At 69.2% G+C, this 12,377-nt stretch carries 15 protein-coding genes; 5 read left to right on the top strand and 10 right to left on the bottom strand.

The features are described 5' to 3' along the window. Positions 1–105 precede the first annotated feature (105 nt). Together elbB and DMO17_RS12540 are read left to right on the top strand one after the other, a co-directional pair. Positions 106–771 carry an isoprenoid biosynthesis glyoxalase ElbB gene (gene elbB, locus DMO17_RS12545; RefSeq protein ID WP_110682827.1) on the top strand — a complete coding sequence of 222 codons (666 nt, stop codon included), beginning with the start codon at positions 106–108 and terminating at the stop codon, positions 769–771. 104 nt (positions 772–875) lie between these two features. Beyond that, positions 876–1,346: a thioesterase family protein gene (locus tag DMO17_RS12540; protein WP_110682826.1), complete on the top strand. Its 471-nt coding sequence runs from the start codon at positions 876–878 to the stop codon at positions 1,344–1,346. A 77-nt stretch (positions 1,347–1,423) separates the two neighbouring features. On the opposite strand, the gene DMO17_RS12535 is transcribed toward DMO17_RS12540, so the two are convergent. Beyond that, complete coding sequence (locus DMO17_RS12535; protein ID WP_110682825.1) at positions 1,424–1,873, bottom strand: YaiI/YqxD family protein; 450 nt, start codon at positions 1,871–1,873, stop codon at positions 1,424–1,426. A 72-nt stretch (positions 1,874–1,945) separates the two neighbouring features. Between DMO17_RS12535 and DMO17_RS12530 the strand changes: the two genes are divergently transcribed. Then, positions 1,946–2,719: an SDR family NAD(P)-dependent oxidoreductase gene (locus DMO17_RS12530; RefSeq protein WP_110682824.1), complete on the top strand. Its 774-nt coding sequence runs from the start codon at positions 1,946–1,948 to the stop codon at positions 2,717–2,719. A gap of 1 nt (position 2,720) precedes the next feature. Here DMO17_RS12530 and DMO17_RS12525 read toward each other — a convergent pair whose 3' ends face one another. From DMO17_RS12525 to DMO17_RS12515, 3 genes are all read right to left on the bottom strand, one after another. Next, positions 2,721–3,350, bottom strand: a complete 630-nt coding sequence (locus tag DMO17_RS12525; protein WP_110682823.1) for a LysE family transporter — start codon at positions 3,348–3,350, stop codon at positions 2,721–2,723. 79 nt (positions 3,351–3,429) lie between these two features. After that, entirely contained in the window at positions 3,430–3,969 is a 540-nt protein-coding gene (locus DMO17_RS12520) for a mechanosensitive ion channel family protein (RefSeq protein WP_110682822.1), read from the bottom strand. Further along, positions 3,969–5,879, bottom strand: a complete 1,911-nt coding sequence (locus tag DMO17_RS12515; protein ID WP_110682821.1) for an ATP-binding cassette domain-containing protein — start codon at positions 5,877–5,879, stop codon at positions 3,969–3,971. Before DMO17_RS12515 ends, DMO17_RS12520 begins: the two co-directional genes overlap by 1 nt. A gap of 50 nt (positions 5,880–5,929) precedes the next feature. Here DMO17_RS12515 and DMO17_RS12510 point away from each other — a divergent pair, with 50 nt between their 5' ends. Next, a complete protein-coding gene (locus tag DMO17_RS12510) occupies positions 5,930–6,373 on the top strand; it encodes a TIGR02444 family protein (RefSeq protein WP_110682820.1) in 444 nt (147 codons plus the stop codon). Here the strand turns inward: DMO17_RS12510 and DMO17_RS12505 are convergent. Then, the gene (locus DMO17_RS12505; RefSeq protein ID WP_110682819.1) at positions 6,370–7,374 is read right to left on the bottom strand and encodes an AlgP family protein; all 1,005 of its coding nucleotides are present in this window, start codon (positions 7,372–7,374) and stop codon (positions 6,370–6,372) included. The genes DMO17_RS12510 and DMO17_RS12505 overlap by 4 nt on opposite strands. A gap of 115 nt (positions 7,375–7,489) precedes the next feature. On the opposite strand from DMO17_RS12505, the gene DMO17_RS12500 reads away from it, so the two are divergent. Continuing rightward, complete coding sequence (locus DMO17_RS12500) at positions 7,490–8,128, top strand: FKBP-type peptidyl-prolyl cis-trans isomerase (RefSeq protein WP_110682818.1); 639 nt, start codon at positions 7,490–7,492, stop codon at positions 8,126–8,128. Between the two features lie 51 nt (positions 8,129–8,179). On the opposite strand, the gene rsd is transcribed toward DMO17_RS12500, so the two are convergent. From rsd to DMO17_RS12475, 5 genes are all read right to left on the bottom strand, one after another. Further along, on the bottom strand, positions 8,180–8,656 hold the full coding sequence (rsd, locus tag DMO17_RS12495) for a sigma D regulator (RefSeq protein WP_110682817.1): 477 nt from the start codon (positions 8,654–8,656) through the stop codon (positions 8,180–8,182). 173 nt (positions 8,657–8,829) lie between these two features. Next, complete coding sequence (locus DMO17_RS12490) at positions 8,830–9,357, bottom strand: DUF3833 domain-containing protein (RefSeq protein WP_110682816.1); 528 nt, start codon at positions 9,355–9,357, stop codon at positions 8,830–8,832. 72 nt (positions 9,358–9,429) lie between these two features. Next, complete coding sequence (locus DMO17_RS12485) at positions 9,430–9,927, bottom strand: disulfide bond formation protein B (RefSeq protein ID WP_110682815.1); 498 nt, start codon at positions 9,925–9,927, stop codon at positions 9,430–9,432. A gap of 102 nt (positions 9,928–10,029) precedes the next feature. Beyond that, positions 10,030–11,262 carry a heme biosynthesis HemY N-terminal domain-containing protein gene (locus tag DMO17_RS12480; RefSeq protein ID WP_110682814.1) on the bottom strand — a complete coding sequence of 411 codons (1,233 nt, stop codon included), beginning with the start codon at positions 11,260–11,262 and terminating at the stop codon, positions 10,030–10,032. After that, entirely contained in the window at positions 11,259–12,359 is a 1,101-nt protein-coding gene (locus DMO17_RS12475; protein ID WP_258371533.1) for a uroporphyrinogen-III C-methyltransferase, read from the bottom strand. The genes DMO17_RS12480 and DMO17_RS12475 overlap by 4 nt, the downstream gene beginning before the upstream one ends. Positions 12,360–12,377: the final 18 nt, after the last annotated feature.

Here is a 12,377-nt window from a genome sequence, read left to right as displayed (position 1 = left end):
CGCGCCGGATACTCGCGGCGGTGAATGCCAGCCGATGTGGCATTTGGCGACACTCGGGCAGCAGGTAAACTGCCGTCAGGTTCCGGTCATTCCTTGGAGAACAGCATGCAAAGAAAAGTCGCGGTCATCCTCTCCGGCTGTGGCGTCTACGACGGCGCGGAAATCCACGAGAGCGTGATCACCCTGCTGCGCCTCGACCAGCGCGGCGCCCAGGTGCAGTGCTTCGCCCCCAACATCGCGCAGATGCATGTGATCGACCACCTCACCGGCGCCGAGATGCCGGAGAGCCGCAACGTGCTCACCGAGGCCGCGCGCATCGCCCGTGGTGACGTGATGGACGTGCGCGAACTCAAGGCCGAGCAGTTCGATGCGCTGATCCTGCCCGGCGGTTTCGGCGTGGCCAAGAACCTCTCCAACTTTGCCCAGGAAGGTGCCAACTGCAGCGTGCAGCCCGACGTACTGGCCGCCGCCCAGGCCTTCGCCCAGGCCGGCAAGCCGATCGGCCTGATCTGCATCGCCCCGGCCCTGGCGGCGAAGATCTATGGCGAAGGTGTCACCTGTACCCTGGGCGCCGCCGACGATCCGGCCGCCTCCGCCCTCACCGCCATGGGCGGCCAGCACATCGAGTGCACGGTGGAGGACATAGTCGAGGACGCCGAGCGCAAGCTGGTGAGCACCCCGGCCTACATGCTGGCCGAATCCATCGCCCAGGCCGCCGCCGGCATCAACAAGCTGGTCGACCGCGTGCTGGAGCTGGCCCAGCCGCACTGATCGGGCATTCCCGCCAATTCGCGCGGCGCCTGCGCCGCGCCCCTGTTCAGCGCAGCACGGCTGCGGCAGCGTGGCCGGCAGTGATCGAGTCGCAGGAGCGCAGCATGCACGAGCCGGTTTTCCAGCTTTCCGAGGAACAGCGCCAGGGTGTGGAGGCCTTCTTCCAGCGCATTCCGTTCAACCAGATGCTCGGCATCCGCATCGACGAGCTGCGCGGCGACCGGGTGGTGATGAGCCTGCCGATGAAGCCCGAGCTGATCGGCAACTTCGTCCACGGCATTCTCCACGGCGGGGTGATCTCCTCGCTGCTCGACGTCGCCGGCGGCGCCATGGCGCTGATCGGCGCCTTCGACAAGCACCAGCACCTGAGCCAGCAGGAGCGCATGCAGCGCCTGTCCAAGCTGGGCACCATCGACCTGCGCGTGGACTACCTGCGCCCCGGCCGCGGCCAGCTGTTCAGCGCCACCGCCGTGCTGCTGCGCTCGGGCAACAAGGTGGCGGTGGTGCGCAGCGAACTGCACAGCGACGACGGCACCCTGGTGGCCGTGGGTACCGGCACCTATCTGTGCGGCTGAGGCATGCTCACTGCGTCAGCCTGTGACCCGGATGCAATCCGGGAAGCAGGCAACTCCATCCCCGGATTGCATCCGGGCTACTTCATCAGGCGGGTCAGGATACGGTCGAGTGCGTTGGCGAAGGCCTGGCGGTCCTTGTCCGCGTAGGCCGCCTGGCCACCGCCCATCTGCCCCTGCTCGCGCAGGTCGGTGAACAGGTTGCGCACCGCCAGGCGCTCACCCATGTTGCGCTCGTCGAACTCGCGGCCGCGCGGATCGAGCGCCGCCACGCCCTTCTTCACCAGGCGGTCGGCCAGCGGGATGTCGCTGCAGATCACCAGCTCGCCAGGCACGGCGTGCTCTACCAGATGGTCGTCCGCCGCATCCGGGCCGCTCGGCACCACCACCAGCCTGACGCAGGCGAAGTTCGGCCGCGCCACCGCCTGGCCGGCCACCATCACCACCTCGAAGCCGCGCTTGAGGGCGAACTTCACCACCTGATCGCGGGCCAGCCGGGGGCAGGCGTCGGCGTCGATCCACACACGCATGTTTTGACAATCCTCAGGGAACAGCGACTAGTATGCCCCAGCCCATCGGCCATCGAAAAAACAGGCATCCCCATGCAGTTCTGGCAGCGCATCGAAGAACCGGCCCAGGTGCTTGTCGCCGGGGCCAGTCGTGGTATCGGCCTGGCACTGACAGCGCAGCTGCTCGAGCGCACCGAAGTGGGCAGAGTCATTGCCGTGGCGCGCCAGGCACCTGCAAGCGCCGACCTGCAGGCCCTGCAGAAGCGTCATGGCGCACGTCTACAAACGTTTTCCTGCGACCTGCGCAGCGACGCTGCCGTAGCCGAGCTGGCCAGCCAGGTGCGCGCGCAAACTGAACGCCTGCACCTGCTGCTGTGCAGCGTAGGCATTCTCCAGAGCGAGGCTGCACGTGCCGAAAAAAGCCTGACACAACTCAGCCTTGAGGGGCTGATGGCCAGCTTCCACAGCAACTGCTTCGCCCCCATTCTGCTACTCAAGCACCTGCTGCCCCTGCTGCGCGGCAAGCACCCTTGCAGCGTGGCGGCCCTGTCGGCCAGGGTGGGTTCTATCGGCGACAACCACCTGGGTGGCTGGTACAGCTACAGGGCCAGCAAAGCAGCATTGAACCAGCTGCTGCACACAGCCAGCATCGAACTCCGGCGACTCAATCCGCAGAGCTGCGTACTGAGCCTGCATCCCGGCACCACCGACACCGAGCTGTCGCGGCCGTTTCAAGCCAGTGTCGCGGCCGACAAGCTGTTCAGCCCCGACTTCGCCGCTCGCTGCCTGCTGCAGCAGGTAGCCGAACATGGGCCGGAAGACAGCGGTAGCTTCTGGGCATGGGATGGACAGCGGATTCCCTGGTAGGTCAGGCCGTGCGCCGCACCGTGGCCAGCAAGGCCGCGGCGGCCATGAACAGACCGCCGAAGGTGCGGTTGAGCAGGCGCTGCTGGCGCGGCGAGCGCAGCGCACGCAGCACCCGCGCGGCCAGGCCGGTATAGCCGGCCATGACGATCAGGTCGACCGTGACCATGGTCGCCGCCATCACCAGGTACTGGATCAGCAGCGAGCCTCTGGGGTCGAGGAACTGCGGCAGCACGGCGAGGATGAAGATGATCGCCTTGGGGTTGCTGGCGTTGACCAGGAAGCCACGCAGCACCAGGGTCAGCGGCCGCCCCAGCGGGCGCTCGGCATCGCCGGCGGCGATCTCGCCGGGCAGGGCCACCCACTGCTTCCAGCCGAGGTAGACCAGGTAGGCCACGCCGAACCACTTGATCAGGTTGAACGCCATCTCCGAGGTGGCCAGCACCGCGCCGAGGCCGGCGGCGACCACGGCGATCTGCATCAGCAGCGCCAGCTGCAGGCCCAGGGCATTCCAGTAGCCCCGCCAGAAGCCGTAGCGCAGCCCGGCGCTCATCGAGGCGATGGCGCCGGCACCCGGCGACAGGCTGATCACCCAGCAGGCGACGAAGAAGGCGAGCCAGATATCCAGGGCCATGGGGCAGTACCTCGCAACGAATGGACGGAAAGCAGACGCAACAGCCTACTCCCTGGTGCGCGCCTTGTGCAGCCCGGGCTCAGCGCCAGCGCCGCACGGCGCGCTGGAAGAACAGGCTGTTGGGCACCTGGATCAGCGCCCCGGCATGTTCCTCGCCGAGGTCTTCGAGGGTGGTGTAGAACAGGTTGATGGCCACCACCCTGCCCTTCACCCCGGGCTTGTCGGCGCTGTCGATCAGCTCCACGGTATCGCCCAGGCGGAACGGGCCGAGGGTGAAGATCAGCAGGGCGCAGAACAGGTTGGAGAGCACGCTCCAGATGGCGAAGAAGGCCACCGCGGCCACCGCGACGAAGCCGGTCAGGGCCGTCCACAGCACTTCGGCGGATACGCCGAGGCGCTCCAGCACCAGCATCAGCGCGCTGCCGATGATCAGCCAGCGCAGCAGGCCGCGCAGCGGCAGCCAGAGTTCGGCCGGCAGCGCCGCGTAGCGCTCGCCGAGGCGAGTGATGCCGGCGCTGACCAGGCGCTGGCCGATCCAGGACAACAGCAGGATCAGCAGAATCTGTCCCGCCAGGGTCAGGGGCTCGCGCCAGTCGCCGAGCAGGGCCAGTTGTTCCATCAGTCGCTCTCCTCCAGTTGCTGCTGCAGCGCCTCCAGGGTCTCCAGCGCCACCAGCCAGGCCTCCTCCACCTCGGCCTCGCGGGCCTTGAGGCGGGCCTGCTCGGCCAGCAGCTCGCGCAGCTCGTCCTTGCGCGCGGCCTCGTACAGGCCGCCATCGCCGAGCTTCTGCTCGACGCCGGCGAGCTGCTCGTGGAGCTTGCTCAGTTCCTGCTCCAGCTTGTCGGCCTGCTTCTTGTGCGGTGCCAGCTGCTGGCGCAGGGCGGCGGCGGCCTGGCGCTGGGCGCGCTTGTCGGTCTTGTCGGCGGCCGGCGCGGCCGCGCTCTGCGGCTGCTGGCGGGCACGGTAGTCGATCAGCCAGCGGGCGTAGTCGTCGAGGTCGCCCTCGAACGGCTGGATGCGCCCGTCGGCCACCAGGAGGAACTCGTCGGTGGTGCTCTTGAGCAGGTGGCGGTCGTGCGATACCACCAGCACGGCGCCGGCGAAGTCCTGCAGGGCCATGGTCAGGGCCAGGCGCATCTCCAGGTCGAGGTGGTTGGTCGGTTCGTCGAGCAGCAGCAGGTTGGGTTTCTGCCAGGCGATCAGGGCCAGGGCCAGGCGCGCCTTCTCGCCGCCGGAGAAGTTGAGCACCGGCTCGTCGCAACGCGGCCCCCGGAAGTCGAAGCCGCCGAGGAAGTCGCGCAGGGTCTGCTCGCGCTCGCTCGGCGCCAGGCGCTGCACATGCAGCAGCGGACTGGCCTTGGGATCGAGGGCGTCGAGCTGGTGCTGGGCGAAGTAGCCGATGGCCAGGTTCTCGCCACGCGCCAGGCTGCCGCCGAGCACAGTCAGATCGCCGGCCAGGGTCTTGATCAGGGTCGACTTGCCGGCGCCGTTGGGCCCCAGCAGACCGATGCGCGCGCCGGGCGCCAGGCTCAGCTTGACCTTGTCCAGCACCACCTTGTCGCCGTAGCCGAGGCGCGCCTCGGACAGGTTGAGCAGCGGGCTGGAGACCTTGTCCGCCTCACGGAAGACGAAGTCGAAGGGCGAGTCGACATGCGCCGGGGCCAGCTCCTCCAGACGCTCCAGGGCCTTGATCCGGCTCTGCGCCTGGCGCGCCTTGGTGGCCTTGGCCTTGAAGCGACGGATGAAGTCCTCCATGTGCGCGCGCTGCGCCTGCTGCTTCTCGTAGGCCTGCTGCTGCTGCGCCAGGCGCTCGGCGCGGGTGCGCTCGAAGGCCGAGTAGCCGCCGCGGTAGAGGGTCAGCTTCTGCAGCTCGAGATGGGCCACGTGGTCGACCACCGCATCGAGGAAGTCACGGTCGTGGGAGATCAGCAGCAGGGTGCCGGGGTAGCCCTTGAGCCACTCCTCCAGCCAGAGGATGGCGTCCAGATCCAGGTGGTTGGTCGGCTCGTCGAGCAGCAGCAGTTCGGACGGGCACATCAGCGCCTGGGCCAGGTTCAGGCGCATGCGCCAGCCACCGGAAAAGTCGCCGACGCGTCTGTCCATCTGCTCGGCGGTGAAGCCGAGGCCGGCCAGCAGCTTGCGCGCACGGGCGTCGGCCGTGTAGCCCTGGGCGTTGTCCAGTTCGGTGTGCAGGCGGGCGATGGCGGCGCCGTCGTGGGCCGCCTCGGCCCTGGCCAGCTCGGCCTGGATCGCGCGCAGCTGCACGTCGCCATCGAGCACGTAGTCCACCGCCAGGCGCTCGAGGTTGTCCACCTCCTGGCGCATATGGGCGATGCGCCAGTCGGCCGGCAGCTGGCAGTCGCCGGCGTCGGGACCGAGCTCGCCGCGCAGCAGGGCGAACAGGCTGGATTTGCCGGCGCCATTGGCACCGATCAGGCCGACCTTCTGGCCGGCGTGCAGGGTCAGTTCGGCGCCTTCGAGCAGGCGCTGCGGACCACGCTGTAGAGTGAGGTTCTGGAGTCGGATCATAATGGCGGCGCAGTCTACCAGCTTCGCCCTGCCCTCGCCCGGAGCGCCGCATGCCCACCGACCTGTGGAATTTCGCCCTCGCCTGCTATGCCCGCCCCGGCGTGGAAGCGCTGTGCCTGCGCCTGCAGGAAGGCGGCGCGGATGTCTGCCTGCTGCTCTGTGCCCTGTGGCTGGAGCGGCGGCGGGTGGCCTGCGACGGGCAGCGCCTCGATCAGCTGCGCGCCATCGCCGAGCCCTGGCAGCGCCAAGTGGTGCAGCCCTTGCGCGAACTGCGCCGCGGCCTGCAGACGCCGGCGCAGAGCGACCCGCAGCTGGCGCGCCGGCGTGAACAGATCAAGGCGCTGGAGCTGGAGGCCGAGCAGGAACTGCTCAGGCGGCTGGAGGGCGCGAGCCAGAAATGGCAGGCCACGGACGATGCCGTGGCCTGGCTGGAGCAGCTGGTGGACGACCGCGACGCGCGCGAGCTGCTGCGCGCCGCGGCCAACCAGACTTAGGCGGAGGGTGCGGCGCTGCCGTTGCCGGTGCCCGGAGCAGCGGCCGGGGCCGCAGTCGGCGCGGCAGCGCTGGCCGGCGCTGCCGGCTTGGGCGCAGGCTTGGCCACCGGTTTGGCAGCAACCGGCTTCTTCGCCGCCGGCTTGGCTGCGGGTTTCGCCGCCGGCTTCGCGGCAGGCTTGGCCACAGCTTTGACAGCCGGCTTGGCCGCAGCTTTGACCGCCGGTTTCGCGGCAGGCTTCGCAGCAGCCTTGGTCGCGGGTTTGGCAGCGGGCTTGGCCGGCGCCTTGGCAGCGGCAGGCTTGGCCACAGCTTTAGCGGCGGGCTTGGCAGCCGGTTTCGCGGCTGCTTTGGCGGCCGGCTTGCTGGCGGGTTTGGCCGCCACCTTGGCCGCGGGTTTTGCGGCAGGCTTGGCCGCCGGCTTGGCGGTACTGGCGGCCTTCTTCACCGCCGGCTTGGCGGCAGCCTTGGCAGCAGGTTTTGCCGCAGGCTTGGCGGCCGGTTTCGCCGCGACCTTGGCAGCCGGCTTGGCGGCGGCCTTGCTGGCGGGTTTGGCGGCAGGCTTCTTCGCGGCCGGCTTGGCCGCGGGCTTGACCGCACTGCGGCTGTCCAGGGCCTTGGCCGCGGCCTCGCGCACCTTGCCTACGCCCTGGGCCAGCTTCAGGCTCTCCTGGGCATCACGCTTGAGTTGCGCGATATAGCCGCGGGTCTCGGCCTGGCGGGTCTTGAGTCCCTCCAGCAGCTCCTCCAGTTCGGCGACCGCGGCCTTGGCTTTTTCCTGGGCCTTGGCCTTGCCGGCCTTGGCCGCCTCCTGCAGTTTGGCACGGGTGTCATGCAGCTTTTCCTGAGCCTTGCCGCGCTGCTTTTCCAGCTTGGTCAGCAGCTGTTCGGCATCCACCAGCGCTTGCGAGCAGGCCTTCTCCAGATGTTCGAGCAGGCTGTGGGAAAGTTGCTGAAGCAGGTGCAGAGGGGTGCTGACGGACTTCTTATTGTTGGTCGGCATGACGTGCCTCCTAACGGACGTTGGTGCACCCCATACTAGACGCCCGACTCGCCGGTCGCTAGCACCCGCGCCAGCAGCAGGCATAATCGCCGGCAAATTCCGTGGAGAACTCCCCATGTTGCGTCACGCGCTGCTGTTGCTGTGCCTGTTTCCGCCCCTGCTGCCGGCGGCGCCGCAGGACGAGGATCTGGCCTACAGCCTGGGAGTACGGCTGGGTGAACGCTTGCGTACCGAGGTGCCCGATCTGCCCATCGACGAGCTCGTCGCCGGCCTGCGCCAAGCCTATCTCGACCAGCCGCTGCGCCTGCCGGAGCAGCGCATCGACACCCTGCTGGAGAACCACGAGGCGAGCATCGCCAACCTCCGCCAGGAACAGGCACGGCAGGCCGAGGGACGCTTCCTGGCCAGGGAGAAGGCCGTCTTCGGTGTGCGCGAACTGGCCGGAGGCGTGCTGGTGCGCGAGCTGCGCGGCGGAACCGGCGCCAGACCCGAGGCGAACAGCCGGGTGCGGGTGAACTACCGTGGTGAGCTGGCGGACGGCCGCCTGTTCGACCAGAGCGAGGGGCCGCAGTGGTTCCGTCTCGGCGCGCTGATTCCCGGCTGGCAGACCGCCCTGCGGCAGATGCCGACCGGCGCGCGCTGGCGCGTGGTGATTCCGTCCGCCCAGGCTTATGGCGAGGAAGGGGCCGGCGACCTGATTCCGCCAGATGCACCTCTGGTGTTCGAGGTCGAGCTGCTGGAAGTGGCCGACTGAGCGCCCAGCAAAAAGCCGCCCCTGGGGCGGCTTTTCATTGCGCCATCCACCTCAGAGCGGGGTCGCGGTGGCCTGCTGCTGATGGGCGTTGTGCAGCACCTCGATCAGGCAGTCTTCCAGTTCGAAGCGCTCGTGCAGCAGCTGACCGAGTCGCTTCAGCTCGGCGCTGAGCGAGGCGGTGTCACGGCAGTCGCCGTTGTCGCAGCGGTCGTTGAAGGCCAGGGCCACCTCGGTGATGGCCTCGATGCGCGGGTAGATCTGCTTGGCCAGTTCCAGGCCGCGCTGGTCACCGAAGGCCTTGGCCTCGACGGTGAGCTGCTCGTAGACCTCGAAGTGCCCGGCCGACACGTAGTCCACCAGGATTTCGCAGAAGCGCTGGATATCGGCGGCATTGGCCGCCGGGGCCTGCGGCTTGTCGCACAGCGCACCGAAGGCGCCGACCAGCTCATGACGCTCCTGCAGCCAGCGGTCGATCAGCTGGTGTACTCCGCCCCAGCGTTCCTGGGCGTTCTGGCAGCTCTCGAGCATGATGTCCTCACTTCCCTACTGGTGAATGCTGAATACGCCAGCCCCGAGACATTTTATTGTCAGCTCGCGAATTCCCGGGGAACGCCTCGCCGGTTTTATGGCGAGACGTAGGGCCAGAGTATGCCCACTCGACGCGGGCATCAAGTCACCCCGTGCGGGAAATCTGGCACCTCTCATGGCGCGGGCTTGTAGAAGCTCAGGGTCACCTGCCCCAGCTCGACGCCCCACTTGCTCATGCGCGCCCGGTTGAGCATGACACGCTGGTCCATGAGGAACATCCAGTCGTCGAAGTCGACCAGGTACTCCTCGCCGTCCACCTTCAGGCGCAACTGGTAGCGCCAGTGCAGGGCGTTGCCAGCCACCTCGCCGACGGCCTCGCCGACCACGTCGGCGGCCGTGCCGCGCCAGCTGCCGTCGGCCTGGCGACGCAGGGTCCAGACCCGCCGTTCGGTAGTGCCATCGCTGTAGGTGAAGCGTTCGTCGAGGGTCCCGACATCGCCCTGCCAGGTGCCGGTCATGGCCACATGGAAACGCTTGACCACCTCGCCGGAGCGGTTCTGGAACATGCCCCAGGCTTCCAGTTCGCCATTCAGGTAGTCGGACAGTTCGAGGCGCGGCTGTTCGCTGGCGTACTGGCGGATATCCGGGCCGCTGCAGGCGGTGAGCCCGAGCAGCAGCAGGCAGAGCAGGACGAGACGCATGGCATTCCTCCGCGGCACGATCATGAGCGCAGAACTATCGCGCGCGATCGCGGCGACGGCAAACCGGGGGCGTTACAGGCTGTTGCGCCGCAGCAGCTGGAACAGGGCGAACAGGATCATGCCGATGAAAGCCAGCAGGCTCCACTCCGGCACGCTGAGGCCGAACAGGGTCCAGCTCACCTCGGCGCAGTCGGCGGTGCCATGGAACACCAGGCGCACGATCTCCTGCAGCGGCAGGGCCTCCATCATGAATTCCAGGCTCGGCAGGCAGGCCTCCAGCTGGTCGGCCGGCACGCTCTGCAGCCACACCTGGCGCGCCGCAGTGCCGGCGCCGCCGGCGGCAAACAGCAGCGCCAGCCCGGCATAGATGCGCTGGCCGAGACGCTGCGGGCCATGGATGGCGGCGACCAGGCAGACCAGGGCGAAGAGGATCACGAAGACCCGCTGCACGATGCACATCGGGCAGGGGTTGAGGCCGACCGCATGCTCCAAGTAGAGCGCCCCGCCCATCAGGGCCAGGCAGCCGAGGAAGGCCAGCAGGAACAGCGAACGCGGATTGGCCAGCGCCATGGGAACTCCGATGCAGGGCGGGAAAGGCGCCTACGGTAGAGGAAAGCCGAACGGCCTTTCAAGGCACAGGCGGACGCCCCGTCAGCGACAGGGCGCCGCACGTCAGGCCGAGGGTTGCGGCAGCTCGGGCAGGGAGCGCCCCTGCAGGGCCAGCGTTTCCTGCAGCAGCTGGTTGCTGCGCGCGACGTCGCCCTGGCTGGCCAGCAGGCGCGCCAGTTCGGCGCAGGTCTCGGCGCTGCGGGAAAACTCCAGGCTGATCTCGAAATACTCGCGGGCCTTGCCCCACAGGCCGTTGATCAGGCACAGGCGGCCCAGGCTGAGCAGCAGCAGCGGGTCCTGCGGCTGCTGCTTGAGCAACGCTTCGGCAGTCTGCAGCTGGCGCGCCGGATCGCGCCCGCGCAACTGGCCGTAGAGGCGCACCAGGCGGCCGTCATAGCCCTGTTTGAGAGCCTTGCGCAGCACCTCCTCGGCCTCTTCCTGGGCGCCCAGGGCGCGCAGCTGGCCGGCGTAGGCCAGCAGCAGCTCGGGATCCTGGCGCTGCGCTGCGGAGAGCTGCTGCCAGGCGCCGGTGAGCGGCTGCAGGGCCGCCTCGCCCTGGTCCAGGCCCTGCTCGCCGGCGGCCTGCAGGCGGGCGATCCATACCCGGCGCTCCAGCTCGACCAGCGCCTCCCCCTGCAGCACCTTGCCCTTGCGCAGCTCCGGCAGCAACTCCAGCAGCGCCGCCCAGTCGCCCCGCTCGACCAGGGTGCGCTGCAGCTGCTCGAGCACCTGGTGATGCTGTGGGTGACGCTCGCGCATGGCCTGCAGGGTGTTCAGCGCGCCGTCCAGGTCACCCTGCTCGCGCTGCAGCTCGGCATGGGTCAGGGCGATCGCCAGCTCGGCCTGGGGCTGGCGGCGCAGGGCCTGCTCGAGCAGGGCCTCGCTCTGCTCCATGCGCCCCAGCTTGTGGGCGGCACGGGCGGCGCCCAGGTAGTACATCAACGGCTGGCGCTCACCTTCGGCGGCGAGGGAGAGATGGCGCACGGCGCGCTCCCAGCGCCCCTCGATCAGGTCCAGCAGGCCCTTGTCGGCGGCCAGCTGCTGGCGCCGCCCACGCTGGCGGCGCGACCAGGGATTGAGCAGGCCGCCGGACACCAGGCCCAGCCGGATCAGCCCGCGCAGGCCGCGCAGCAGCAGCCAGGCCAGCAGCAGCAGGAGCAGGAAGACCCACAGGCTGGACTCGTAGCGCAGGCCCTTCCAGGCGATCAGCACGTAGCCGCTGTGTTCGGCGATGGCCAGGCCCAGCGCGGTGGCGCCGGCCACCACCAGCAGCAGGAGCAGGACGGCGCGGATCATTGGCCGTCCTCCTCGACCGCCTCGGGCAGCAGCTCGGCGGCCTCGCGGCGCTTGAGGTAGGCCTGCAGGGTGTTCAGCGCATCGTCCAGCGGGGGCACGCCGGCCACCACCGACTGCCCGGCCAGCTCGTCGACGCGCTTGCGCAGGGCCTGCACGGCCTGGTTGTCGCGGTCGAAGTAGGTATCCAGCACCTCGGCAGCGGCGGCCAGGGCCTGGCGGTAGACTTCCGGCTCGCCATTCAGCGCGCCCCACTGAGCCTGCTCGAGGGCCAGCGCCAGGGTCAGGCGCACCTGCGCCAGGCTCTGCCCGGCCAACTGCGGGCGCACGTCCTGGTCGGCGTGCAGGTCGAGGCGCACATAGCGCGACAGCTGCTCCCACAGCGCCTGCCAGCGGCTGCTGTCGCTGACCGTGACGCTGCTCGGCACCTCGGCCGGGACAATGTACTCGGGGGCCAGCAGCTGCAGCCCGGCCACCTGCTCGCGCAGGGCGGCCAGCTGCAGGAACAGGCCGCTGCGGTCGACCTGCGGCAGGCTGCGCAGCGCCTCCAGCACCTTGATCAGTTCGCCACGGGCAGCGAAGGCCTGCGGGTCGTTCTGCGCCCGCAGGATGTCATCGGCGCCCTGCACCAGGGCGATGGCGCTGTCCACGTCCTGCAGCGCGGATAGGCGCAGCATGGCCAGGCGCAGCAGGTGCTCGGCCTCGGCCAGGCGCCAGTCCTCGCGACTCTTGCCGAGCAGCCCGGAGAGGCTCTGCGCCAGACGCTGCTGCTCACCCTGCAGGCTCACCAGCAGGTCGCGCTGGGTGGCCAGCTCGTCCGCCGTGGGCAGGCCGGCCAGGCGCTTGGCAACATGCTCCTCGCTGGCCTGGAGACGCGCCTGGGCCGCCTCGCCGACCTGCTTGAACTGCGCCAGCTGCGCCGCCGCTTGGCCCTGCTGCTGGTACAGCTGCCAGGCGCTCCAGGCGCCGACACCGAGGCCGGCCAGGCCGACCAGCAGCGCCAGCCAGGCCGGACCACGCCCCTTGGCCTTGGCCACGGGCGGTTGCTCGGCGGCGGGTTGCGGGGTCGGTTCGCTGATCTGCGGGGCTGTTTCGCTCACGAGTCCTTTTCCTTCGAG

This window comes from Aquipseudomonas alcaligenes (assembly GCF_003205495.1).
GTDB classification, from domain to species: Bacteria; Pseudomonadota; Gammaproteobacteria; order Pseudomonadales; family Pseudomonadaceae; genus Aquipseudomonas; species Aquipseudomonas alcaligenes_B.
This window is presented reverse-complemented; position numbering and strand designations above follow the sequence as displayed.